Source organism: Caldinitratiruptor microaerophilus, assembly GCF_025999835.1.
Lineage (GTDB): Bacteria > Bacillota > Sulfobacillia > Symbiobacteriales > ZC4RG38 > Caldinitratiruptor > Caldinitratiruptor microaerophilus.
The window spans coordinates 146,727-171,057 of sequence record NZ_AP025628.1 but is presented as its reverse complement, the minus strand read 5'-3'; the positions used below and the strand labels follow the sequence as shown (position 1 = coordinate 171,057).

Sequence of the window (24,331 nt, the reverse complement as noted above, 5' to 3'; positions counted from 1 at the left end):
CGCGGTGGACAAGCGCCTCGCCGACCGCCTCGGCACCGGCCTCCTGTGGGCGGCCATGGCCCTCATCCTCGCCATCCTGGCCTGGTTCCTCCTCCACATCCTCGGCCAGGGGTTGCCGCACCTGACCCCGGATTTCCTCTTCGGGCTCCCCAGCCAGATCTCGGCAGGAGGAGGGGTCGGGCCCTTCCTGTTCAATTCCTTTTATATCCTCACCCTCTCACTTGTCTTCTCCGTGCCCGTCGGCATGGGGGCGGGGATCTGGCTCGCCGAGTACGCCCGGCCGGGCCGGTTCACCGATCTCATCCGCCTGAGCACCGAGGCCCTCGCCACGGTCCCTTCCATCGTGCTCGGCCTCTTCGGCATGCTCATCTTCGTGCAGTGGCTGGGGCTGGGGTTCACCATCCTCGGCGGCGCCCTGGCGCTGGGCCTGCTGAACCTGCCGGTCCTGGTCAACGTGACCGAGGCCGCCATCCGGTCGGTCCCGGACTCCTACCGGGAGGCAAGCCTGGCGCTGGGAGCGACCCGCTTCCAGACCGTGACCCGCGTGGTGCTGCCGGCGGCGCTCCCCGGCCTGGTCACCGGGATCACCCTGGTCGCCGGGCGGGCGCTGGGGGAGACGGCCATCCTCGTGTTCACGGCCGGCACCACCGCCTCCCGGTTCTTCCCCGACTTCGACCCCCTGGCCTCCGGCGCGACCCTGGCCGTGCACCTCTGGGCCACCGGGTCGAACCCCATCGTGCCGGACGCCGACCGCATCCAGGCCGGCGCGGCCGCCCTCCTGGTGCTGATGGTCCTCGCCTTCAACCTGGCCGTCGCCCTGCCGGCCCGGGCCTGGTACCGGCGCCGCACGGGCAGCCTGCCGTCGTAGAAGGAGCTGAGACCGTTGTCCGAGCCGCTTGCCGCCGCCCCGGCGCGCACCGCGTTCTCGGTGCAGGACCTTCACGTCTACTACGGAAACTTCCACGCGCTGAAGGGCATCACGCTGGACATCCCGGCCCGGTCGGTCACGGCGCTGATCGGCCCGTCCGGCTGCGGCAAGTCCACCTTCCTGCGCACGCTCAACCGGATGAACGATCTGGTGAGCGGGTTCCGCATGACCGGGAAGGTCCTGCTCGACGGGGTCGACGTCTACGGGCCGGACCTCGACGTCATCGACCTGCGCACCCGGGTCGGCATGGTCTTCCAGCGCCCGAACCCGTTCCCGATGTCGATCTTCGACAACGTGGCCTACGGCCCGCGGCTCCACGGGATCAAGAGCCGCAGCCGGCTCATGGAGATCGTCGAGCGCAGCCTGACGGCCGCCGCCCTGTGGGACGAGGTGCGCGACCGGCTGCACCACTCGGCCCTGGGCCTCAGCGGCGGCCAGCAGCAGCGCCTGTGCATCGCCCGGGCGCTGGCCGTCGAGCCGGAGGTGCTCCTCATGGACGAGCCCGCCTCGGCCCTCGACCCGGCCGCGACGGCCCGCATCGAGGACCTCATCCACTCGCTGAAGGAACGGTACACCATCGTGATCGTCACCCATAACATGCAGCAAGCCGCCCGGGTGTCGGACCAGACGGCCTTCTTCCTCAGCGGGGAGCTGGTCGAGTGCGGACCCACCCGGACGCTCTTCACCCGCCCGCGGGACCGGCGCACCGAGGACTACGTCACGGGGAGGTTCGGGTAATCATGACCCGCCAGTCCTTCCATCAGGAACTGGCCGACCTGCGCCGGGACCTGGCCCGCATGGGCACCCGGGTGGAGGAGGCCATCGCAGGCGCCCTGCGTAGCCTCATCCAGCGGGATACGGCCCTCGCGCAGCAGGTCATCGACGGCGACGACGCCATCGACGCCATGGAGCTTGAGATCGAGGAGCGCTGCCTCACCCTGGTGGCGCTGCAGCAGCCCATGGCCAGCGACCTCCGGGTGATCGGCGCCACGCTGAAGGCGATCACCGACCTCGAGCGGCTCGCCGACCACGCCGTGGACATCGCGAGGATCACGATCCGGCTCGGCGATCAGCCCTTCATCAAGCCGCTGATCGACATCCCGCGCATGGGCGAGATCGCCCAGGGGATGGTCCGGGACGCGCTCACGGCCTACATCCGGCAGGACGCCGACCTGGCCTACGACATGATCAAGCGCGACCACGAGCTGGACCACCTCTACCGGCAGATCTTCGACGAGCTGGTCCCCATCATGGGGCGCGATCCGTCCACCGTGCCGCAGGCGGCCCAGCTTCTCTTCGTGGCCATGCACCTGGAGCGCATCGGCGACCACGCCACGAACATCGGCGAGTGGGTCATCTACATGGTGACGGGGGAGCGCCGCGAGCTGAACGAGTGAGCCAGACAGAGCCAGCCCCCGTGCCCAGGGCTGGCTCGTCTCACGGGTCGTCGCAGCCGGCTGTCTGGCCGCGGCCGGGTCAGTACCCCTCCCAGATGCGATCGAGCTCCGCCTCCGGCACGTCGAACACCGCGCCGTGCGGCGGCAGCGGCTCCGTGCGCAGCCACTCCGGCAGCCGGTCCGTCTCCGGACCGAGCCCCGCCCGGCGGTTGAACTCGATCTCTTGCTTTATCACGTCCACGGCGTAGCGCCGGATCTCTTCCGGCGTGAAGTTCGTCCCCATCCGGGCGTTGAACAGGTCGGCGAAGGTCTGCGGGGTCGCACTCATGACGCCCCGGGCGAAGTTGCAGAAGCCCAGCACGTCCAGCGCCGTGGCGACGATCTGCATCTCCCGGGACACGGCCACCTTGTCGGAGGGGTCGAGGTGGTCGATGGGAAGGGCGATGGTGTTCCCGCACGTGTGGTCGGCCCCCATGGGGCTCGTCGCGTAGGTCACGCCGTTGCCCTTCACGGCCCGGGGGTCGTACGCGGAGATCGTCTGGTTCTTCACGACCGGCACCCGCTGCACGCCCAGGACCTTGCCGGCGATGCCGGCACCCGCTCCCAGCACCCGGCCGAGCACGGTGCCCGCCCGGATCTCCCCCATCAGGCGCATCACGCCCTCCGCGTCGCCCCACCGGATGACACCCGCTTCCATCGCCACGCCCATGGCGCCTCCGGTCTCGATGGTGTCCACCCCGAGGTCGTTGCACTCGCGGGTGAAGCGGGCGATCCAGTCGACGTCGAAGATCTCCAGGTTGGAGCCCAGGAGGCCGTGGGTCTCGAACTCCATCGAGGAGGCGATCTCCTGGCCCTCCTTGTCGACGAACACGTTCGAGCACTGGATGATGCAGCCGGTCATGCACGAGTGCGTGGTCTGGCCGCCCCGCTCCAGGATGATCTCCCGCACCCGGATCCCGCCGATCTCCAGCGCCCGCTCGTCCTGCCCCCAGCGGAAGTTGTGGACCGGCAGCCCGCCGACCTTGTTCACCAGCTCCAGCACGCCCAGGGTGCCGAGCTTGGGGTACCGCTCGGCCGTGGCGGGCTGCGTGCGCAGTTCCTGGACGTACGCCTTGCTGGCCGCCTTCCAGACGGCCTCGTCCAGGCTCCTCGGCGGGTTCCACCCCACGTCCTCGTAGACGATCGCCTTGAGCCCCTTCGACCCCATCACGGCGCCGAGGCCGCCCCGCGCGCACATCCGGCCGGGCCGGCCCTCCGGGTCGGTGTTGCCGATCCCGGCGATGTTCATCTTCATCTCGCCCGCCGGCCCGATGACCGAGAGCCCCACCTTGCGGCCGAACCGCTCGAAGAGCCGCCGCGCCGTCTCGTACTGCCCGAGCCCGGCCAGGTCGTCCGCGCGCTCGAACCGGACCGACTCCGGCCCGATCACCAGGAGCCACCAGCCCGCCTCGCGCGGTTGACCCTCGATGATCACCGCGCGGTAGCCGAGCTGGGCCAGCTTCAGCCCGCTCTGGCCACCGCCGTTCGACTCCTTGATCCCCCCGGTGAGCGGGCTCTTGGCCCCCGCGGAGATGCGGCTGGAACTGCTGAGGGTGGTCCCGGAAAGGAGGCCGGGCGCCAGCACCAGCTTGTTGTTCGGGCCGAGGGGGTCGCAGAGCGGGTCCACTTCCGTCGCGACGATGCGGCTCGTGATCGCACGGCCGCCCAGGAGGCGCCACGCCTCCGGCAGCGGCTCGATGCGGTAGCTCCGGTCCGTCATGTTGACCCGTAACACACGTTCCAAGGCTACCGTTCCCTCCCGCATGACCTGCACGGACGCATCCCGGTGGACGACGCGGTGACCTCAGAACCTACATTCCGAGGTACGCCTTGCGTACGTGGTCGTTGCCCAGCAATTCGCGGCCTGTACCCTCCAAAACGATGGAACCGTGCTCCAGGACGTACCCGCGGTGCGACAGCTCTAACGAATGGTGTACGTTCTGCTCTACCAGGAGCACCGTTACACCTTCGCGGCTGATCTGCCGGATGAGGTCGAAGATCTGCTCGACGATGGCGGGAGCCAGGCCCAGAGAGGGCTCGTCCAGCATGAGCAGCTTCGGCTGGCTCATCAGCGCCCGGCCGATGGCCACCATCTGCTGCTCCCCGCCGGAGAGCGTTCGGGCGATCTGACCCTTGCGCTCCTCCAGCCGGGGCAGCAGCTTGAACACCCACCCCAACGTCTCCTCCCGCTTCGCCCGGGCGGATGGCGCGTGGGAGCCGAGCAGGAGGTTCTCCATCACCGTCATCAAGGGGAAGAGCCGCCGCCCTTCCGGCACCTGCACGATACCCATCGGCACCCGGTCGTGGGGCTCCGTGTCGGTGATGTCCTGTCCCAGGAAGCGGATGCTGCCCCCGCTCGGCTTGAGCAAACCGGAAAGGGTATTGATCAGGGTGGTCTTGCCGGCGCCGTTGGCGCCGACGATGGAGACGATCTCCCCTTCCTCCACACGCAAGGAAATGCCCCGAAGGGCAGAGACGTCCCCGTACCGGACTTCGAGGTTACTGACTTCCAGCAGCGGCATACTTCTCCCCCAAATACGCCTGGATGACCTTCTCGTCGCGAGTGACCTCGGCCGGCGTACCCTCGGCGATCTTCTCGCCGTGGTGGATGACGTGGACGCGCTCGCAGAGCGCCATGACCGCCTGCATCACGTGCTCGATCATCAGGATGGTCACGCCTTGCGCTCGGATCGTCCGGACGAGCTCGACCGCTTCTGTCACTTCCCTGGGCGTCAGGCCGGCCAGCACCTCATCGAGCAGCAGCAATTTGGGCCGGGTGGCCAGCGCCTTCGCGACTTCCAGGCGCTTGCGATCCACGATGGTCAGCGACTTGGCCGGCACGTCCCTCTTCTCGTAGAGACCCGTGAGCCTGAGCACGTCCAAGGCGATCCGCTCCGCCTCGGCTGTGCTGTTCGTGCGCACAAAGGCCCCCACCATGGCGTTGTACAGGACCGACTTGCCGGCAAAGGGCTTCACGACCTGGAAGGTGCGGGTGATGCCGAGCCTGCAGAGGTCGTATGGCTTCAGGCCAACAATGCTCCTGCCTTCGAACAGGATGTCGCCGCTGGTGGGGGTGTGAAAGCCTGAGATCAGGGCGAACAGCGTCGTCTTGCCGGCACCGTTGGGGCCGATCACGCCGGTGATGGAGCCCTTCTCGACAGTCAAGGAGACGTCGTTGGTGGCCACCAGGCCGCCGAAGCGCTTGACCAGGTTACGAACTTCCAGCAGGGCCATCGCCCCTCACCCCCGTACGCCGGCCAGCTTGCCTGACCTCGACTCGGTCAGTCGGGCCCACCAGGCGCCCAGCGGCTGGATCAACCCTTGCGGCTTGTACAGGATGGCGATCATCACGCCGACGCCGTACAGGATGAGGTGCACCCCTAGCAGCGAACCGCCGAGCTTGGCGCGGGTGAACTCGCCGAGCATGGAAAGCAGGATGCCGCCTACGACAGGCCCGAACACGGTGCCCCGGCCGCCGACGATGGTGAGCAGCACCATCTGCGCCGAGAGATCGGGGCCGGCAATGGCTGGCGGCTCCAGGAAGCGGATGAGCTGGGCGTAGAAGGTGCCGCCGAGCGCGGTGAAGAACGCACTGATGGCGGCAGCTTTGAGCTTGGCCATGGCCGTGTTGACACCCAGGGCCTGGGCTGCCTCCTCGTCCTCCCGCAGCGCCGTGAGGTAATACCCGAGCTTGCTGCGGTCAATCCACCAGGAGACGAACACGACCAGCACCAGCAGGGCCAGAATCAAGTAGTAATAAGGCGTCTTGTCCAGGAACTGCATCACAGCGGGCGCCTCGCCCCTGAGCGGTACCTGCAAGCCTTCGGCGGCACCGGTCTCCCACGAGCCGATGTGACTGGTGCTCTCAAGGATGACTCGGAAGCCCTCGGAGAAGGCGACGGTGGCAAGGGCATAGTAGGCACCCCTCAGCCGGAAAGTCGGCAGGCCAACCACCACCGCCACCGCGGCCGCCAGCAAGCCACCGATCACCATGCCTATCCATGGCGTGAGCCCGGTGTTGATGAAGAGCAAGGTGGACGTGTACGCCCCGATAGCCAGGTAGGCCGAGTGGCCGAGGGAAAGCTGGCCGGCGAATCCCCCTACGATGTTCCAGGAGGAACTCAGGTAGGCAAAGTACAGCACCATGATGGCCGTGTGCAGGTAATAAGGCTGGGTGATGACCAGCGGCACCACCGCCAGAGCTGCCACCGCCAGCAGTACGGCCAGAAGCTTGCGCTTGGCCAACGCCTCCATACCCCCAATCAGGCGTCATACGGCGACCCGAACAGGCCGGAGGGCTTGATGAAGAGGAAGGCCAGGAAGCCGTAGTTGATCAGTACTTGGGTCCAGGTCGACTCCATGAACTGGGCGGCCACCGACTCCACGATCCCGATCAGCAGCCCGCCCACGAGGGCGCCCGGCACGCTGCCCAGCCCGCCCAGCACCACGGTGATGAAAGCCCGGGTACCGAAGATCTGGCCGACGGACGGCTGCACGTAGTAGAAGGGCACGAGGACGGAGCCTGCCACACCCAGTAGGGCGAGACCGACGCCGAAGGCCACGTCATACATCCGGTAGACGTTGATACCCACCAGGGCCGCGGCCGATCGGTCCTGTCCCACCGCGCGCATGGCCCTGCCGGTTTCCGTGCGCTGTAAGAAGACGTAGAAGATGACAGTAGCCACAAGGGTGATGAGAAACGCATAAAGGCGCGGGGCGGCAACGCTGATGCCGCCTAGATGGTACGTCACGCCGGACAGCGTGGTCTTGGCCGTTCGGTAGTCGGCGCCGAAGAAGAGCAGCGCCATGTTCTCCAGCGTGACCATCAGGCCGGCCGTCAGGAGCAGCGCGCTGATCGGTTCACGCACGTCCGCCTCCGCCTTGAACACGGGCCTGATCAAGTACCGCTGGAGCAGGAAGCCCACCACGAACATGAATGGGGCAACCACAAACACGGTGAAATACGGGTACAGCCTCGTGTAATGCCACGCGAAGTAGGCGGCATACATGGATACCATGAGCAAGGCGCCGTGAGCGAAGTTAACGACCCTCATGATCCCAAAGACGAGGGTGAGGCCCAGAGCGATCAGCCCGTATATGCCGCCCATCAGGATGCCGTTGACGATGGCATTCGTCAGCGCCATTCGCCGACCACCTTCTGACTCAGATGGGGCCGCCGTCCAGGCCAGCGGCCCCACCAGGTGTGGAAGAACACATAGACCTACTTTTTGTCCCAGCCGGGGAACAGGACCGGCTTGAACTCGGGGGACCGGGCTTCCTTTTCCGGCCAGACGGTTACCCGCTCGATCTTTCCGTTCACCTTGCGGTACTGGGCAATGACCAGGGCCTGGCTGATCATCTGGCCCTTGTCGTCGAACTTGATGGTGGGAGCGTACACCTGTGTGATGCCCTCTGTGATGTTGGTCTGGTTGAAGGCATCGCGGATCTTGTCGGCCTCCAGAGAACCCGCCCGCTCCAGTACGTCCTTGATGACGTACATGGCCACGTACGCCTTCACGGCTTCGTTGGACGGCAGGACGCCGAACTTCTGCTGGAACTTCTCGTTGATCTCCTGCACATGAGGCCGACGGACATCCGTCTCCCACGAGGAGACGTCAAAGAAGTATTCGGCATTCTCCCCCGTGTTCTTCAGGTAGACCGGGTCGGAGTAACCACCCGAAGTGCCAAGGAAAACCTTGGGGGTTACTTTCTGCTCGGCGAAGGTATTGGTCAGCAGGGAGGCATCGGCCACGTAGGAGGTGAGCAGGACGACGTCGGGGTTCGCGGCCTTCACCTTGTTTGCCAGCGGCGTGAAATCAGAGCTACCCTGCGGGTAGGCTTCTTCACCCACGATCTGGAAACCCTTCTCGGGCAGGTACTTCTTCCAGCTCTTTGCCACGCCCTGGCCCCAGGCGGTGTTCTCATAAATCAAGTAGACGGTCTTCAACCCAGCGCCTTGCGTCTTGTTGAGGTCGTCCAGGAACTGGCTCTGGGCGATCACCCGCATTTCCGAGGTATCGGCCAACCGCCACAGGTACTTGAAACCGCGCTGAGTGATGCTGTCGTCGGAGGGCACGGGGGCGAAGAACGGGACCTTGTAGCGTTCGGCGACCTCGGAAACCGGAATGGCCACACCCGACTGATACGTGCCGGTAAGGAGGGAGACCTTCTCCTGGGTAATCAGGCGTTCCGCCTCCGCGACGCCCACCTGGGGCTTGCCCTGGCTGTCGGCGAAGATCAGCTTCAGCTTGGCTCCGCCGAGGGACTTGATGCCACCGGCCGCGTTGATCTCTTCAGCCGCCAGTTCGCGGGCCTTTTTCCCGAGCTCCCCCAGCGGGGCGGCGGGGCCCGAAAGGGGCAAGATGTTGCCGATCTTGACCTCGGCCACCTTTGCAGCACCGCCGCCACCGGCGCTGCCTCCCGCGGTGGAACCTCCCTGCTGGCCGCCACACCCGGCCAGCGCGATCGCGAACATGGCGCCGGTGAGGACGCTCGCAAGGAACTTTGCCTTCACCTCGGGTGATTCTCCTTTCTATGTGTGTTGGGGTGGACCTAATAAGCCGCCTGATAAAGGGCCCGGGCGTCCTCGAGGGTGACCTTCCGCGGGTTGTTGTCCAACAGGCGGGTCACCTTCATGGCCGCCTCCGCCAGGCCGTCCAGGGCGCTCTCCGGGATACCCACGTCGCGCAGCCGCTGGGGGATTCCGACATCCACCGAGAGCGTCCGCACGGCTTCGACCGCTCTGGCCGCCGCGGCGCGGGTGGACAGGCCCGCGACGTTCTCTCCCATGGCCTCCGCGACACGAGCAAACTTCTCGATGTCGGCCACCATGTTGAACTCCATCACATACGGCAGCAGCAGCGACATGGACACGCCATGAGTAACGCCGAACTGGCCGCCGAGCGGGTAGCCGAGGGCGTGGACGGCACCAACCCCGGCGTTGCCAAGCGAGACACCGGCGAAGAGGCTCCCGTACGCCATGTCCGTCCTGGCCTGCAGGTCTTTCCCCGCCCAGACCGCCTTGCGCAGGCTGCGAGAGATGAGGCGGATCGCCTCGAGCGCGTACAGGTCGGTCTGCGGCGTTGCCTTGGGGGCGGTGAACGACTCGATCGCATGGGTAAGGGCATCGATGCCGGTGGCGGCGGTGACGGCCGGTGGCACCGTGAGGGTGAGCACGGGGTCCACGATGGCCACGGTGGGCAGAAGGTACGGGCTGACCACCCCAATCTTCAGTTGCTGCATCTTGTCGGTGAAGATGGCGTTGGGCGTGACTTCGGAACCGGTGCCGGAAGTCGTGGGGATGCCGATCCAGGGCAGACCGGGGCCGGGGACCTTGTCGATGCCGAAGTAGTCAGCGATCTTGCCCCCGTGGGCCGCAAGGATGGACGAGCCCTTGGCCACGTCCAGGGAGCTGCCGCCGCCCACGGCGACGATCAGCCGCGCACCGGCAGCAACCACGGCGGAAGCGGCCTTCTCACAGTTCTCGGTGCTGGGCTCCGCCTCGACTTCGTCGAACACGGTGACCGCGACGCCGATCTCCTTCAGCCGCGCCAGCACGGAGTCCACCACTCCGGCCTTGACCAGTCCCTTGTCCGTCACCACGACGACGTGGTCGCCGCCCAGGCGTTGCACCTCAGGGCCAAGTTTGTCCAGAGCCCCCACGCCGGCGTACAGCACGCCGGGCATACGGAACGGGAACACCACCAGAGACCACCTCTTCTGGTTTTGGTTCAGCGTTGGGCACCGCAGGTGCGGCGGACGATCAGTTGCGGCTCAAGCACGAGGCGGATGGGCTGCGGAGTTCGCCCCTCCGCCCGGGCCGTGATCAGTTCCATCAGGGATTCCACCGCCAGCCGCCCCATGAGGTCCTTCCGCTGGGCTACCGTAGTGAGACCGATGCGCGAGTGGCCCGCGATCCGGATATCGTCGAAACCGACGACCGCCATCCCTTCGGGAACGGGTACGTCAAGTTCTGCCAGCGTGTCGAGCACTTGCAAGGCATAGTCGTCGGTCAACGCGAAGATCGCTGTGGGCGGCCGCCGCTGCCCGAGGAGCCGGCGCAGCGTGCCGATTCGATCGGCAGCGTAGGCCTGGTGGTCGAGGATCAGATGCCGGTCGACCGGGATACCGTATTCGCGTAGCACCTCTGAATACCCTTCCAGACGATGGGCAAAAGTGGAGAACTGTCGGGACCCCGTGAGCACTGCGATACGACGGTGCCCAAGCTTCAGCAGGTGCTCCGTTGCCATCCGGGCGCCCTTTCGGTTGTCCAATACCACATAGCTTCCTGCATCCGTTTTCAGGACACGGTTGTACAGGACGCACGGAAACCCGCTCTCGATCAGCGCCAGCACCTCGGCATCGTCCATCCGGACGGAGCCGAAAATGAGCCCGTCCACCTCCTGGGAACGGAGTAACTTGATCGCTTCCGACTGCAAGGTGTCCTGGTTGTCCGTCGTGCAGAGCACCACGCGGTACCCGTAGCTGCGGCTGGTGTCGACGATGCCCTTCGCGGTCTCGGCAAAAAAGGGGTTACGGATGTCCCCCACGACCAGACCGATGCTACCCGTCCGCTGTGTGACAAGACTGCGAGCGGCCTGGTTCGGGTGGTAGTCCAGTTCGGCGATGGCGTCCAATACGCGCTTCCGGGTCTCGGGACGCACATGCGGATGGTTATTGAGCACCCGCGAGACCGTGCTTTGCGACACGCCCGCCCGGTTCGCTACATCCCTCGCGGTTGGCACTGTTCCTCATCACGTCTTTGAATACGCATTCACGATAAGCCAACTTCGAAGCGCGTACGCATTTCTCCTGCTGAATCTCGCTTACTTGAACAAGTTACTGTTATCACAAAGCCATTGGATGTCACTACCATTGGCGACTGATGCAACCTGCTCGCGGCAGCGCCACGCGGCGTTGCTCCGTCGGCCGCTGCCTCCATACGGCCGTGCAGGCTCACCCGGTGTGGTCCAAAAACTGTTCTATTTAACTAGAACACATCCTTGACCCGTGGCAACGGTTCCCGTTATCCTGAGGCCAACCACCGCTGCCTCACCCCCAAACGGCCTGGACCCGAAGGGGGGCGTGGGTGTGAAGGAGGATGTACCGTGTCCGAAAAGCCCGAAGCCACCGCGCCGCAGTACAAGGTCGTCCGCGCGCAGGGGACCTGGAAGGGCCGCTACCGCACCGACCTGAGCGTGCGCGACTTCTCCTTCGTGACGGCGGAACCCGAGAAGCTGGGCGGCACCAACGAGGGCCCGACCCCCATGGAGTACGTGATCGGGGCGCTCAACGGCTGCCTCAGCGTGGTCATCGAGATGGTGGCCCGGGAGATGGACTTCCGCCTGGAGGGCCTGGAAATCCGCAGCGAGGGGCTGGTCGACCAGCGCGGGCTCTTCGGGACGGCAGACGTCTCCCCGCACTTCCAGTCGGTGGACATCCACGCCGCCTTCGTCACCGACGAGCCGCCGGAGCGCCTCGAGGCCCTGCAGGCCGCCGTTCTCAAGCGCTGCCCGGTGTACAACCTCATCAAGGACAGCGGCGCGGAAGTGCGCCTGCACTGGGAGATCCGGAGCGGGGTGAAGCAGGGTTGACCCCGCACGGCCGGTGGATCCTCGGCCTCGCCGTCCTGTACACCGCCGTGCTCATCGTCATGGGCCAGGTGGCGCGGCGGCGGGCGCAGCGCGGGGAGGATTTCTTCGTCGCCGGGCGGCGGTTCTCGCCGATCCTCGTCGCGGTGTGCATCACGGGGCTCTTCTCCGGGTCGACCTTCATCTCCGTCCTCGAGCTCAGCTACCTGACGGGCGTCTCGGCCGTGTGGTACGGCGTGGCCGAAACCGTCCAGGTCCTGCTCATCGCCCTGTTCCTCGTGGGACCGTTCCGGGAGCGGGCCATCGTCACGGTCTCCGGGCTGATCGGCGACCAGTACGGCCGGGCGGCGCGGGCGCTGGCCGGGGCGATCACGGCCTTCGCCTTCCCGATGTGGTCCGTGGCCACGGCCCTGGCGTTCGCCTCGGCGGTGCACGTCTTCACCGGCATCCCGCTTCTCGGCTCGCTGGTGATCACCGCCCTGCTTCTCCTCGCCTACCTGCAGGGCGGCGGCATGTGGTCGATCGCGCTCACCCAGAGCGCGAACGCGATCGTGTTCGCCCTCATGCTGGCGATCGGGCTCGCCGGCGTCCTGCTGCGCCCGGGCCTGGGGGGCCTGGCGACCCTGTCTGCCGCCCGGCCGGAGCTGCTGCGGCTCGACACCGTGGGCATGCAGACGATCGTGGCCTGGTTCGGCACGTTCATCGTCAACGTCCCACTCGCCCAGGCGGCCTTCCAGATGGCGCTCTCGTGCCGAACCGCGGCAGAGGGCCGGCGAGGGCTCTACCTCGCCAGCCTCATGGGGATCCCATTCATCCTCGTCGGCGTGCTGCTCGGCCTGGCTGCGGCGCTGGCGGTCCCCGGCATCCCCCGCGGGCTCGTGGCCGTGCCGCAGTACCTGGCCTCCGTGCTCCCCGCTCCGCTGACGGGGCTCTTCTTCCTCGGCATCTGGGCCTGCGCCCTCGGCTGGGGTGCCCCCTGCCAGTTCTCCGGGGCCACCAGCCTGGGGCGGGACGTGGGGATGGCGCTGCGGCCGCAGGCGCGTGAGGCCGACCTCGTCCGCTACACCCGGTGGTCGCTCGTCCTCCTGACGGTGCTCATGGTCCTCTTCGGCGTGCTGCGCTCGGAGCAGGCGGCCTGGTGGAACGTGCTCGCCTGGACCGTCCGGAACTCGGCGACCTTCGCCCCGGTCATCACGGCGCTCCTGTGGCGGGGGGCCACGGTACCGGGGGTGCTGGCCGCCATGGGCGCGGGATTCCTCGCGGGCACCGGCTGGTACCAGCTCAGCGGCTGGTCGGTGAACCGCTTCTTCCTCGACATCCACCCGGTATGGGTCGGCATGGGAACGAACCTCGCCGTGCTCGTTCTGGTCTCCCTGCTCACCCGCCGGGACGGATGGCAGGTGGCTCCGGCCGGCCGGGGGGCCGCGGTGGCCGGCTACTCGGCGCTGGGTAGCGGGGTGCTGCTGCTGGCCGTCGCCGCCGGAATGTTCGCCGCCCTCCGGCCGACGGGCCTCCTCGGCCTGGTGCTGTTCCTCGGCGTGCTCGGTCTCTGCCTCGGGACGATGTGGCTCGTCCGGCCCCGTCCGGAGGTGGCCGGCCGCGACCTCGCAGCGGTTCCCTCCCGTCTGGCAGGGACCGGGTGAGCTCACCGGCAGGCGTTCACCAAGTTCCGGCCGCCCCCGCTGGCTGGGGCCAGCTCGGCAGCGGGGACGGCCGGCCCGCGCCGCCCGCCCGCATCCCCTCGAACATCCCGGGCGGCGGAGGCGGCATTGCGGGTATCCCGGGGATCTCGGGCGGCAGGCTGCCCGGCTGGTAGGTGCCGAGATCGGGCCTGGACGCCAGCAATTGGGCCAGCGCCGGACCCAGGGGGGTACCCGCCAGGGCCGCGAGCGGGCCGCCCATCGTTGGCGCGCGCACGGTCTGGCTGCCGCTCTGGGCAAGCCCCGAGCCAGTCGGCCCCGGGAGCCAGCCGGGGGCCGCGGAAGGTGCCGCTGCCAGCGGATCGGGGCCCGGGGCGGCAGGCGGCGGCTCCGGCATGGACGGGGGGACCACGGGCATCACACCCGGGATGAGGCTGCGCTTGCCATCGAAGCTCGGCCCGAGCCAGCCGTAGCCGGGGAAGTAGGTGTACACTGGCGATCCCTCCGGCCCAGCCTATGCGCGACCGCGGAGGGGGCGCCCCGGACCTGTCGACGCTCGGCCTGCCTGCCGGGCGCAGCGGGGCGTTCTTCCGGGCGGAACCCCGCCGTCGTGGGTGAAACGAAACGCACAACTTGACCCGTGAACGAGTTCGTAGCCGGTCACATCTGGCGTGTCGCGTCCGGTGTGGTCGCCTCGGGGGAGGAAGTGAACCTGGGCAGGGCCCGCGTTTCCCGGCACTCGCTGGTTTGTCGACCCTGCTGGGAAGTATGGCCAACCCGCACGCACGAGTTGCCACGCGGAGGGAAATCGTACCGCGCAGCTGGTGCGCCTCGGAGCCCGTGGGAAAGACAGCCGTGGGGAAGAGAGGCAGGGGGTTCACTTGAGCTCCAGTTTTTTTCTATCACTGAGATAGATAGAATCGACGAGGTTTTTCGGCTCCCTGCTCGAAACCCCATACCGGAGTCCGTTGGGGGGCACCCCGTGGGTGCGCGCCGTGTGGCAGGGAGGTGTCAGGCGTGCGCGAGCCGATCCTGTGCAACTGGTGCGGAACGCCGCTGGAGCTGCAGCCGGCGCAGACGTCCCCTTGGCTCTGCCCGGACTGCGACGTCGCCCACGAGTCGGACGCCGCGCGGTATCTGGAAGGCCCGAAGGAAGACACGCACGACGTTTGATCGAACCCGTAAGCGACGGCGGGGCCGGCCCACGTGGGCCGGCCCCGCTCTGGCCTTGGCGGATGCGCCTCCGGTTTCGCCTCTCCGGGTCAGCGGAACTGGGCGAGGATCTGCTGCAGCTTCTCCTTGTCCGGCCGCAGGTCCTGGGCGGCCAGAGGCCGGCGGCCCAGGCCCGGGAGCTTCTCCTCGAACGGGATCGACTCGGGCTCCTGGTAGATCAGGCCCGTGACCAGGCCGTCGTGTTCGGCCACGAACCGCATGGCGGCGACCCGGTCGTGGGGATCGTAGTCGGGCACCTCGTCCAGGTCGACCAGGTGCTCCTTGAACCAGTCGTAGGTGTTCACCTTGTTGAAGGTGACGCAGGGGCTGAACGTGTTGACCAGGGCAAACCCCTTGTGCTGGATGGCGCCCTTGATGAGCCGCACGAGCTGCTTCTGGTTGGAGGAGAAGCCCTGGGCCACGTAGGTGGCGCCGGCGGCCAGGGCGAGCTGGATCGGCTGCACCGGACGCTCCAGGTTGCCGTCCGGCGTGCTCTTCGTCTCGAACCCCGTCTGCGACGTCGGGGAGGTCTGCCCCTTCGTCAGGCCGTAGATGCGGTTATCCATGACGATATACGTGATATCGGGGTTACGGCGCATCGCGTGCAGGAAGTGACTCATGCCGATCGCGTAACCGTCGCCGTCGCCGCCGGCCGCGATGACCGTCAGGTCCCGGTTGGCGAGCTTGAGCCCGAGCGCCACGGGCATGGTCCGGCCGTGGGTCACGTGGATGTTGTATGCGTTGATGTAGTTCCCGATCTTCCCCGAGCAGCCGATGCCCGCCACCACGGCCACGTTGTGGGGCTCGATCTCCAGCTCCACCAGGGCCTTCTGCAGCGCGGCGAGCACGCCGAAGTCGCCGCACCCCGGGCACCACCAGGCCTTCTCGCTGGTCTTGTAATCCTGCAGCGTCACCGTGACGGTCGCCATCACGCCCGCACCCCTTCCACCGTGAGCGCCTCACGCACCTGCGCGACGATCTCGTCCGCCATCATCAGCGTGCCGTCGTACTTGAGCACGGACCGCAGCGGCTTGCCGTTCAGCCCGTTCCCCCGCAGCAGGAAGGCCAGCTGGGCCGTGGCGTTGTTCTCCACGGTGAACGCCGCACCGGCCTCGTCAACGAGCGCCTGCAGCTCGGCGACGGGCAGCGGGTTCAGCACCCGGACCTGGGCCACCTTGACCTTCAGGCCCTGCTCGCGGAGGTCGTCCGCCGCCTCCCAGCACGCGCCGATGGTCGAGCCAAAGCTGATGAGGAGCACGTCGGGCCGGTCGTCGCCGCTGACCTCGAGGCCCGGCACCGGCTTGCCGCCGAGTTCGAGCTTGCGGATCTTCCGCAGGCGCCGGTCCATCATCTGCTTGCGGTTCTTCGGGTCCTCGCTCACCTTGCCGAACACGTTGTGCTCGGCACCCGTCGCCAGGTACTGCCCGTTCTTCATGCCGGGCAGCGAGCGGGGCGACACGCCCGTCTCGGTCTGCGCGTAGCGCTGGAAGGCCTCGCGGCCGAGCTTCTCGAGTTCCGCGGGGTCGGCGAGCGGACCGCGGTCGATCTCGATCCGGTCCAGGTCGATGTCCTCCACCGTCTGCTGCCAGAGGGCCAGCCCCAGGTCGGAGGCGATGATCACCGGGCAGTGGTAGTTCTCCGCCAGGTTGAACGCCATGGCGGTGTCGTAGAAGATCTGCTCGGCAGTCCCCGGCGCCAGCACGATCCGCGGGCCCTCGCCGTGCCCGCCGTGGATCAGGGCCATGAGGTCGGACTGCTCGTGCTTGGTGGGCATGCCCGTCGAGGGGCCGCCGCGCTGGGTGTCCACGACGACCATCGGGATCTCGGTCATGCTGGCCAGGCCGAGGTTCTCCTGCATCAGGGAGATGCCCGGGCCGGAAGTCGAGGTCATCGCCCGCACCCCGGCGAAGCCCGCGCCGATGGTCACGGCCACGGCGGAGAGTTCGTCCTCCATCTGCACCGCAGCCCCGCCGAACTTCGGCAGGTACTTGGCGGCAACTTCAAGGATCTCGGACGCCGGCGTGATCGGGTAGGCCGCGACCAGGCGGCAGCCGCCGGCGATCGCCCCGATCGCCGTGGCGTCGTTCCCGGTCATGAGCAGCCGCGGCTTCCCGTCGCCCCGGTCGAGCGCGAAGACCCGGTCGCCGGCCTGCTCCCGGGCGATGTCGAAACCCCGCTGCAGGGCCTCGATGTTGCCCTGGACGACCTCGGCGCCCTTGCGGCCGAACTTGTCGGCGACGTAGGCGCGGAAGCCGTCCAGCGGGATGCCCAGCAGGGCCGCCGAGGCGCCGATGGCCACCATGTTCCTGTAGACCGGGTTGCCGAGTTCCCGGGCAATCTGGATCATGGGAACGGAGATGACGTTGGTGCCCGGGGGCACGTCGGGGGTGAAGCTCGAATCCGTCAACACCAGGCCGCCGGGTACCAGGTCGCCGATGGTCCGGTCCACGGCCTCCTGGTCCAGCACGACCAGGACGTGCACGTGCCTGGCCGGGGCCAGGACCCGGCGGGTGCTGACCCGTACGGTGAAGTTCGTGTGGCCGCCCTTGATGCGGGACGCGAACGTCTTGTAGGCGTAGACGTGGTACCCGAGCCGGCTACACACCGTCGCGAAGACGTCGCTGGTCGAGTCCAGGCCTTGCCCCTGCTCGCCACCGATCTTCCAGACGATCTCCCTCACGGACGCCCGCCTCCTGTTCGGTCGCCTGCCCGTTCCATCCGCGTGCCTCTGGTGTGGCCGGGCTCCCTCGGAGGTAGCGGGCCGGGGGGATCCCCGGTCCGGTCGACCGGAACCTGGAACGTGCGCACCGGGGGCGCCTGGCCACCTGCCATTGGATGGTCCTTCGCAGCTTCAGCATACGACTGCAGGCTTTCATGAGGCAAATGCATAAGTGACATAGAGCGAATAAACGTCCGGCATGAATCGAGGAGGCACCTCCATGCTCCTGCAGCAGCTCATCACGTTCTGCCGCGTCGTGGAGGCCGGCAGTTTCACCCGGGCGGCCGAGCTGCTGAACCTGACCCAGCCGGCCGTCACCCGGCAGGTGGCCGCGCTGGAGGCCGAGTTCGGCGAACCTCTCCTGGACCGGCAGGGGCGGCACTTCCGGCTGACCGCCGCCGGGGAGATCGTGTACGAGCACGCCCGGCGGGTGGTGGCGGTGGTGGACAGCGCCCGCCGTCAGGTGGAGGCCCTGTCGAGCCCCGAACAGGGCCAGGTTTCCATCGCCTGCGTGACCACGACCGGGCTCTTCACCCTCCCCGGGCTCCTCGCGGCCTTCTCCCGGCAGTACCCGGCCGTCCGGATCCGGGTGTGGTCCGGGAAGATCGCGGCGGTGATGGACCGCGTGCTCGACGGCGAGTCCGACCTCGGCCTCGTCACCATGCCGGTGACCCATCCCCGGCTCGAATCCGTGCCGCTGTTCCGGGACCGCGTGGTGCTGGTCGCTTCGCCGTCGGAGGCGGCCCGCCTGCCGAACCCGCTCACCCTCGGGCACCTGGCCGAGCTGGACATGATCGCCTACCAGGCTCCCTCCCGGTTCCGCACCCTGATCGAGGCCCACCTGGAAACGGTCGGCGTCTACCCCCGGGTCGCCATGGAGTTCGACAGCCACGAAGCCGTCAAGACCATGGTGCTTCTCGGGTACGGGGTGGCGATGGTGCCGGAGTCGACGGTCCGGGCCGAGCTCGACTCGGGCGCCCTCATCGAGTTGCGGGTGGACGGCCTCCCGCCCCTCCACCGCACCACCTCCATGCTCCTCCGCCGCGATGCGGCACCGCGGGCGCGGGCGGTGGAGAACTTCATCCGACTGGTGCTCGAGCGGTACGGGGCAGTCGGGGCGGAGGGCATCACGGAGCCCGAGGAACCCGGGGCTCCTTCGGCACCGTGAACGTGACCACCGTTTCCAGGCCGGGGATGGTCCGGTGGTTCACGTCCGTGATCCAGACGCGCAGCGTGTAATCGCCCGGAGGCAACCGGCGGAAGCGGTACGGGCGATCGGAGTAGAGCATGATCTCCGGGCCGCCGTTGAGGCTGAGGTGCAGGTGCCGGCCGCCGGACAGCCGCACACCTGTCCGAACGAAGGTGACCAGCGCCTCGTCTCCGGCGACGCTCACGGTGACCTCGAGATCCCCCCAGCGGGGCGCACAGCCCCCCAGTGGGGAGAGCAGCGCCAACAGGGTCAGGAGGAGAGGACCTACCCGGCGGGCGCCCCCGCGTGACCGCCTCACCACCTCGAGCCGTTCACCCTTCCCCGGGCCTGTCGCCCCCACCCTGCCGGAGCCCCCACCACACGGCAGCGGCGCCGATCACGAGCCCGACGGTGCTGGCCACCCCGATCCACAGGCCTGGCCCGGTCGTCTCGACGTGCTCGAGCGCGGCCTGCCCGGGCGGCGGGGTGGCGCCCTCCTCCACCGTAAAGTCGACCTTGCCGCGCCAGCGCGTCCCGAGCGCCCGCGCGTCCAGCCAGAGGGTCCAGTCGCCCGCTTCGCCAAGACCGATCTCCCCGGCGTAGCGGCCCTCGCCCACCCGGGCGAGCGCCACCGGCCGCCCGTGGGCGCGACTCCCCCGGGCCAGGAGCGCCCGCACTTCCTCGCCGTCCACGGGGTTGTCGTACGCGTCGAACAGGTCGACGACCAGGCGCACCCGGGACTCCGGCTGCGCGGGATGGGGATCGAACTGCACCCGCGCGCCGATCGTGGCGCCGTGAGCCGCCGCCGGGCGGGGCCCCAGCGCCAGGAGGAGCGCGCAGGACAGACCCAGGGCGAACTGGAGCGCTCCCGGGTACCGCATGGCTCGTCCCCTCCCCCGCTACGGCAGGTTTGTTCTAAAGGAAGTCTAGTCGATCCCCCCGAAGCGGGTAATGAGCCGAAAGCACCATTTTCCCGGCTCGCGCGGATCACGGGCGCGCCGGAGGCGGGGCCCGGGGCCCCGCCTCCTCGCCCTCGCCCCCGGGTACCGCCCGGCGATCAGGTGACGAGCGCCAGGGTGTCGCCGCGCCAGCCCTGGCGCAGGGACTCGAGCGCCAGCGCCTCCCCCGGCGGCACGTTCCCCAGGCTCACGTTCGCGCCGAAGCGGAGGATGAGCGCCTGCTGCTGCGGCTTCTGGGGCGCCTCCCAGATGACCCGGTCGACCGGCAGCGCGCCGGCGAGGACCGCCAGGGAGTCCTCCTTCACCTCGCCGGCCTTGTCGTAGATGCCGACGCCCTTTCCGCTCTCGCGTGCCTCGACGATGATGTACTCCGCCCCGTCCTCCAGATCGAGCAGGCCCTGCTCGGCCAGCGCCTCGGGCGGCGGCTGGCGGTCGGGGTCTTTCTTCCCCACCTCGGCCAGCACCCGGAGCCCCGCCTCCCGGGCGGCCCGGATCAGCGCCCTGCGCTCGTGCCGCGCCAGCCGGATGGTCCCGTCCGAGATTTCCACCGCCGCGAACCCCATGCGGCGGACGTACGCGAACACCGCCGGCACGCGGCCCTGCAGGTACGCGGCCTCGATGAACGTCCCACCCGGGTACGGGTCAACCCCGTACGAGCGTACCAGGGCGATCTTCTCCTGGAGGAGCCGCGCGGGGTACAGCGCCGCCGTCCCGAAGGCCAGCTTCCAGAGGTCGACATGTGCGGCCGCAACTTCGAGGACGTCCCGGGTCGCGGCCAGGCCAAGCCCCTTGTCCATGACCACGGTGAGCCCCTCGCGGCGGGGCTTGGCGAGACGGCCCGGCAGGGGCGCGCCGATGGGCGGTGAGAGTGCCGGGGATCCGGTCCAGACGTCCTGCACGTCGATCTCCTCCCAGGGGCCCAGACCCACTGGCCCCTGCCACGTTATGCGGCCGGTGCCAGCCCGGTCCACGCGACCGACAAGCCAGGAGCCGACAGCCTGCTGGCTACCTGTGGCCGAGGGCCCGGGAGATGGCCCCCGCTGCCCGCATGACCAGATGCCCCCACTCCTCTTCGCTGCGGGCGCCCATGCGGCTCTCAGGGGCCGTGATGATCACGTCACCCACAACGCGCCCCAGGGCGTTGTACACCGGCGCGGCGACCCCCATCGCCCCCGCGTACCGCTCGCTCCGGCTCACCACGTACCCTCGCCGGCGTGCGGCGGCCAGCTCCTGACGCAACTGCTCCTTCGACACCGGTCTCAGCCCCGGCACCGGGTCGGGTAGATCGGCCAGGATGGCCTCCTGCTGCTCCGGGGGGAGAAAGGCCAGGATCCCCTTGCCGCTGGACCCGATATGGACGTGACTCCACTGGCGCAGCGCATCCCAGATGTACCGCACCGCCTGCGGGGACTCCACGGCATCCACGGCAAAGAACTGGCGGCGGGTCGGGTCATAGAGGGTGAGAATGACGGTCTCGCCGCACCGGCGCATGGTCTCTTCGAGGATGGGGCGAGCCACCCGCACGATGTCGAGGCGGTCCAGCACCACAGAGGCCAGCCTCACCAGGGCGGGTCCAACAGAGAAGCGCCCCGGCTCGCTCCCCGGCGAGAGGAGACCCACCCGTTCCATCTCGTGGAGTAGCCGGTGCACCACGCTGCGAGGGAGCGCCACGGCGCGGGCCAGTTCCCGCACGCCCCATTCATCCCGGTCCGCGAAGGCTTCCAAGAGCCGGAGCCACTTCTCCATGGGACTCGGCTGGCCGCGCACCGGTTCGACAGCCACCCGCCTTCACCCCTTCAATGACCATCCTGTCACACGGAGCGGGCGCTGGGAAGCGGTCGGAGACTGCCGTCATCTCGGACCGCCCGTCCGGTGCGCGGCAGGAGCGGAGCACCCAACACCCCTACCGTCTCTTCGCCGCCGCGTCGGCCGCCGCCGCCATGAAGGCCTCGGCGAGCGTTGGGTGGGGATGGAGGGTCAGGGCCACGTCCTCGACCCGTGCCCCCAGTTCCAGAGCCAGGGTGGCGGCCGCGATGAGCTCGGACACCTCCGGGCCGACCATCTGGGCTCCGAGCAGCACCCCCGTGTCGCCGTCCCCCACCACCTTGACGAACCCGTCGGGCTCCCCGAGGGTCCAGGCTCGGCCGGAGGCGGTCAAGGGAAAGCGGCCGGTCACCACCCGGTACCCCCTTGCCCTCGCCTCTGCCTCGGTGAGGCCCACCGTGGCCACCTCCGGTTCGGTGAAGATGACGGCGGGGATGCCGGCCGGGTCCATGGCGTCGACGTGGCCCGCAATAGCGGCCGCCGCTACCTCGGCTTCCCGGGTCGCCTTGTGGGCCAGGAGCGGCCCGCCAGCCACGTCGCCGATGGCATAGATGCGAGGCACGTTGGTGCGGCACTGGTCGTCCGCCCGGACGTATCCGCACTCGTCCAGGGCGATGCCGGCCTTCTCAAGGCCCAGGCCCCTGATATTGGGGAGCCGGCCGGTAGCCACCAAGACCCTGTCCGCGGGAAGAGCGGGTGGCACCACCCCCTCGGCCCGCACCACGATGCGTCCGCCTTCCCTCTCCCAACCGGTCGCCCGAACCCCCAGGTGCACCTTGACCCCCAGCTTCTCGAGGTGGCGCGCCACCGGGCGGGTGAGCTCGGCGTCGAGGCCCGGGAGGATCTGGTCGGCCACCTCCAGCACCGTGACCCGGCTGCCGAGCTTGGCGAAGGCCGTGCCCAGCTCCAGGCCGATGTAGCCGGCACCCAGGATCACGAGTTCCTCGGGCGGTTCCGTCCACTCGAGGGCGGCCGCCGCGTCGCATACGCCCTCTCCGTCGGGGGCAAAGCCCGGGGGAAAGGCGGGAACGGACCCGGTGGCGATGATACAGTGGCGGAAACGGTACACCTCGGTGGCTTGGGCGGTTTCCACGGACACCCGGTCGGGACCCGTGAAGGTCGCCCTGCCCTGCACCAGCGTCACGCCGGCCTGCTTCAGGGTCTGCTCCACGCCCCGGCGCAGCCGGTCCACCACCTGTCGCTTCCACGCCTGGATCTCCGCCAGGGGGGGCACCCCGCTCGGTGACACGGGGCTGGCCCGCCGCGTGGCCTGGATGAGGGCCTTGGAAGGAATGCACCCGCAGTTGAGGCAGGTGCCGCCCAGGAGAGACGCCTCGACCAGGACCACCTCCTTGCCCGCCCTGGCTGCCGTCGCTGCCGCGTGGTACCCGCCGGGGCCGCCGCCGATGACGAGCACCTCCGTACCGTTCGCAATCTGCCCCACGACCATCTACACCATCTCCACCAGCAACCGGCTCGGCTCTTCCAGATAGCCGATGACGTGGCGCAGGAACCGGGCAGCCACGTCGCCGTCGATGACCCGGTGGTCAAAGGAGAGGCAGAGGTACGCCATGCGGCGGATCACCAGCTCGTCCTGGCGCACCACCGGGCGGGCCTGGATCGTGTGCACGCCGAGGATGGCCACTTCGGGGTGGTTGATGATCGGGACGGACAGGAGGCTGCCCACCGACCCGATGTTGGTGATGGTGAAGGTGCTGCCCGATAGCTCCTCGGGTCGCAGCCGCCGCGAGCGCGCACGGCTAGTGAGGTCCGCCAGTTCGTCCGCGATCTGCCGGATGCTCTTGCGGTCCACGTCCCGGATGACCGGTACCAGCAGCCCGTCCGCCGTGGCCGTGGCGATACCCATGTGAACGGATTTGCGCAGGATGATTTCCTGGGCTTCCTCGTCCATATGAGCGTTCAGGTGCGGAAAGGCTCGCAGGGCCACCGCGACCGCCTTGACGATGAAGGGCAGGTACGTCATCCGCCGCGCCGGGTCGGCGTCGTTGACCGTCTGGCGCAAGGCGATGAGGTTCTCCATGTCCGCTTCGTCGATGGCAGCCGCATGGGGGGCCAGCGTCTTGGCGCGGACCATGTGCTGGGCGATGGCCCGACGGATCCCCCGCAGGGGGACCCGCTCGTCACCTGGCGGCTGGCCGTCCGGCGCAGGGCTCGGAGCGGGAGCCGTCGCACCCCCAGCGGAGGATACCCGCTGGGGCGGCGGGGCGGCAGCACGGAGCCCGACGTCCGCCTGCCCGCCGGTACCCTGGAAAGACGCCGCCGGCAAAGCGGCGCCGTGGGCCGTCGCCCCGCCCCGGGCGGCGGCCTCCACGGCCAACGCGGCGCGGCGCACGTCCTCGTCCGTCACCCGCCCTCCCGGGCCGGTGCCCTGAAGGGCGTTCACGTCCACCCCCAGCGCTCGGGCGAGGCGTCGGGTGCTGGGCGTGGCGGGCGCCCACCGTCCCTTGCCGCGCCGCGGCCCTGCTTCCCTGGTCTCGCCTGGCGCGGGCGGGGAGACCTGCGTGACCCCGTTCGGAACCGGGGCCACGGCGCCGCCGTCAGGGGACGAACCAGGCTCATCCCCGTCCTGCAGCACGGTGAACAGCACGGACCCGACCCGGACCACTTCGCCCTCCTGCGCCCGCAGTTCCCCGATTACGCCGGCGACGGGCGACGAGAGTTCCACGGTGGCCTTGTCCGTTTGCACCTCCAGGACCGCCTGGTCCTCGGTCACCCGGTCGCCGGGCCGGACCAGCCAGCGCACGATTTCCGCCTCGTGGAGACCCTCCCCGATGTCGGGCAGCCGAAACTCGAACATGTCCTGTCTCACCTGG

At 68.6% G+C, this 24,331-nt stretch carries 24 protein-coding genes; 7 read left to right on the top strand and 17 right to left on the bottom strand.

Features of this window, described 5'->3' with window-relative positions:
- The first annotated feature begins 4 nt into the window (after window positions 1-4).
- The 3 genes from pstA to phoU are packed head-to-tail and all read left to right on the top strand — an operon-like array spanning window position 5 to window position 2,325.
- Window positions 5-868, top strand: a complete 864-nt coding sequence (gene pstA / locus caldi_RS00840) for a phosphate ABC transporter permease PstA (protein WP_264843187.1) — start codon at window positions 5-7, stop codon at window positions 866-868.
- Between the two features lie 15 nt (window positions 869-883).
- Window positions 884-1,666: a phosphate ABC transporter ATP-binding protein PstB gene (pstB, locus tag caldi_RS00835; RefSeq protein ID WP_264843186.1), complete on the top strand. Its 783-nt coding sequence runs from the start codon at window positions 884-886 to the stop codon at window positions 1,664-1,666.
- Window positions 1,667-1,668: 2 nt separating this feature from the next.
- The gene (gene phoU, locus caldi_RS00830) at window positions 1,669-2,325 is read left to right on the top strand and encodes a phosphate signaling complex protein PhoU (RefSeq protein WP_264843185.1); all 657 of its coding nucleotides are present in this window, start codon (window positions 1,669-1,671) and stop codon (window positions 2,323-2,325) included.
- 79 nt (window positions 2,326-2,404) lie between these two features.
- Here phoU and caldi_RS00825 read toward each other — a convergent pair whose 3' ends face one another.
- The 8 genes from caldi_RS00825 to caldi_RS00790 form a co-directional block, all read right to left on the bottom strand.
- Window positions 2,405-4,099, bottom strand: coding sequence for an aldehyde ferredoxin oxidoreductase C-terminal domain-containing protein (locus caldi_RS00825; RefSeq protein ID WP_264844705.1), 1,695 nt, complete (start codon window positions 4,097-4,099; stop codon window positions 2,405-2,407).
- A gap of 76 nt (window positions 4,100-4,175) precedes the next feature.
- A complete protein-coding gene (locus tag caldi_RS00820; RefSeq protein WP_406568113.1) occupies window positions 4,176-4,880 on the bottom strand; it encodes an ABC transporter ATP-binding protein in 705 nt (234 codons plus the stop codon).
- On the bottom strand, window positions 4,864-5,598 hold the full coding sequence (locus caldi_RS00815; protein WP_264843183.1) for an ABC transporter ATP-binding protein: 735 nt from the start codon (window positions 5,596-5,598) through the stop codon (window positions 4,864-4,866). The genes caldi_RS00820 and caldi_RS00815 overlap by 17 nt, the downstream gene beginning before the upstream one ends.
- Window positions 5,599-5,604: 6 nt before the next feature.
- Entirely contained in the window at window positions 5,605-6,609 is a 1,005-nt protein-coding gene (locus tag caldi_RS00810) for a branched-chain amino acid ABC transporter permease (RefSeq protein ID WP_264843182.1), read from the bottom strand.
- A 17-nt stretch (window positions 6,610-6,626) separates the two neighbouring features.
- The gene (locus caldi_RS00805; protein WP_264843181.1) at window positions 6,627-7,508 is read right to left on the bottom strand and encodes a branched-chain amino acid ABC transporter permease; all 882 of its coding nucleotides are present in this window, start codon (window positions 7,506-7,508) and stop codon (window positions 6,627-6,629) included.
- 77 nt (window positions 7,509-7,585) lie between these two features.
- Window positions 7,586-8,878 (bottom strand): ABC transporter substrate-binding protein, encoded by a 1,293-nt coding sequence (locus caldi_RS00800; protein ID WP_264843180.1) that lies wholly within the window; start codon window positions 8,876-8,878, stop codon window positions 7,586-7,588.
- Between the two features lie 38 nt (window positions 8,879-8,916).
- Entirely contained in the window at window positions 8,917-10,068 is a 1,152-nt protein-coding gene (locus caldi_RS00795; RefSeq protein ID WP_264843179.1) for an iron-containing alcohol dehydrogenase, read from the bottom strand.
- 26 nt (window positions 10,069-10,094) lie between these two features.
- Window positions 10,095-11,108, bottom strand: a complete 1,014-nt coding sequence (locus caldi_RS00790) for a LacI family DNA-binding transcriptional regulator (protein ID WP_264843178.1) — start codon at window positions 11,106-11,108, stop codon at window positions 10,095-10,097.
- A 363-nt stretch (window positions 11,109-11,471) separates the two neighbouring features.
- Between caldi_RS00790 and caldi_RS00785 the strand changes: the two genes are divergently transcribed.
- Both caldi_RS00785 and caldi_RS00780 read left to right on the top strand, forming a co-directional pair.
- Window positions 11,472-11,957 carry an OsmC family protein gene (locus tag caldi_RS00785; RefSeq protein WP_264843177.1) on the top strand — a complete coding sequence of 162 codons (486 nt, stop codon included), beginning with the start codon at window positions 11,472-11,474 and terminating at the stop codon, window positions 11,955-11,957.
- Complete coding sequence (locus caldi_RS00780; protein ID WP_264843176.1) at window positions 11,954-13,597, top strand: sodium:solute symporter family protein; 1,644 nt, start codon at window positions 11,954-11,956, stop codon at window positions 13,595-13,597. Before caldi_RS00785 ends, caldi_RS00780 begins: the two co-directional genes overlap by 4 nt.
- Before the next feature lie 16 nt (window positions 13,598-13,613).
- On the opposite strand, the gene caldi_RS00775 is transcribed toward caldi_RS00780, so the two are convergent.
- The gene (locus caldi_RS00775) at window positions 13,614-14,087 is read right to left on the bottom strand and encodes a hypothetical protein (RefSeq protein ID WP_264843175.1); all 474 of its coding nucleotides are present in this window, start codon (window positions 14,085-14,087) and stop codon (window positions 13,614-13,616) included.
- A gap of 524 nt (window positions 14,088-14,611) precedes the next feature.
- On the opposite strand from caldi_RS00775, the gene caldi_RS00770 reads away from it, so the two are divergent.
- Window positions 14,612-14,767: a hypothetical protein gene (locus tag caldi_RS00770; RefSeq protein ID WP_264843174.1), complete on the top strand. Its 156-nt coding sequence runs from the start codon at window positions 14,612-14,614 to the stop codon at window positions 14,765-14,767.
- Window positions 14,768-14,856: 89 nt separating this feature from the next.
- Here the strand turns inward: caldi_RS00770 and caldi_RS00765 are convergent, their stop codons facing one another.
- The gene (locus tag caldi_RS00765) at window positions 14,857-15,735 is read right to left on the bottom strand and encodes a 2-oxoacid:ferredoxin oxidoreductase subunit beta (RefSeq protein WP_264843173.1); all 879 of its coding nucleotides are present in this window, start codon (window positions 15,733-15,735) and stop codon (window positions 14,857-14,859) included.
- The gene (locus caldi_RS00760; protein WP_264843172.1) at window positions 15,735-17,486 is read right to left on the bottom strand and encodes a 2-oxoacid:acceptor oxidoreductase subunit alpha; all 1,752 of its coding nucleotides are present in this window, start codon (window positions 17,484-17,486) and stop codon (window positions 15,735-15,737) included. The genes caldi_RS00765 and caldi_RS00760 overlap by 1 nt, the downstream gene beginning before the upstream one ends.
- A 259-nt stretch (window positions 17,487-17,745) precedes the next feature.
- Here caldi_RS00760 and caldi_RS00755 point away from each other — a divergent pair, with 259 nt between their 5' ends.
- The gene (locus tag caldi_RS00755) at window positions 17,746-18,693 is read left to right on the top strand and encodes a LysR family transcriptional regulator (protein WP_264843171.1); all 948 of its coding nucleotides are present in this window, start codon (window positions 17,746-17,748) and stop codon (window positions 18,691-18,693) included.
- Here the strand turns inward: caldi_RS00755 and caldi_RS00750 are convergent.
- From caldi_RS00750 to caldi_RS00725, 6 genes are all read right to left on the bottom strand, one after another.
- Entirely contained in the window at window positions 18,653-19,033 is a 381-nt protein-coding gene (locus tag caldi_RS00750) for a hypothetical protein (protein WP_264843170.1), read from the bottom strand. The genes caldi_RS00755 and caldi_RS00750 overlap by 41 nt on opposite strands.
- Window positions 19,034-19,046: 13 nt before the next feature.
- Window positions 19,047-19,595: a FixH family protein gene (locus tag caldi_RS00745; RefSeq protein WP_264843169.1), complete on the bottom strand. Its 549-nt coding sequence runs from the start codon at window positions 19,593-19,595 to the stop codon at window positions 19,047-19,049.
- A 176-nt stretch (window positions 19,596-19,771) separates the two neighbouring features.
- Complete coding sequence (locus caldi_RS00740) at window positions 19,772-20,572, bottom strand: phosphosulfolactate synthase (RefSeq protein ID WP_264843168.1); 801 nt, start codon at window positions 20,570-20,572, stop codon at window positions 19,772-19,774.
- A 106-nt stretch (window positions 20,573-20,678) separates the two neighbouring features.
- Window positions 20,679-21,455 carry an IclR family transcriptional regulator gene (locus tag caldi_RS00735; RefSeq protein WP_264843167.1) on the bottom strand — a complete coding sequence of 259 codons (777 nt, stop codon included), beginning with the start codon at window positions 21,453-21,455 and terminating at the stop codon, window positions 20,679-20,681.
- A gap of 121 nt (window positions 21,456-21,576) precedes the next feature.
- Window positions 21,577-22,947, bottom strand: coding sequence for a dihydrolipoyl dehydrogenase (gene lpdA / locus caldi_RS00730; RefSeq protein WP_264843166.1), 1,371 nt, complete (start codon window positions 22,945-22,947; stop codon window positions 21,577-21,579).
- A complete protein-coding gene (locus caldi_RS00725) occupies window positions 22,948-24,315 on the bottom strand; it encodes a dihydrolipoamide acetyltransferase family protein (protein ID WP_264843165.1) in 1,368 nt (455 codons plus the stop codon).
- Window positions 24,316-24,331: the final 16 nt, after the last annotated feature.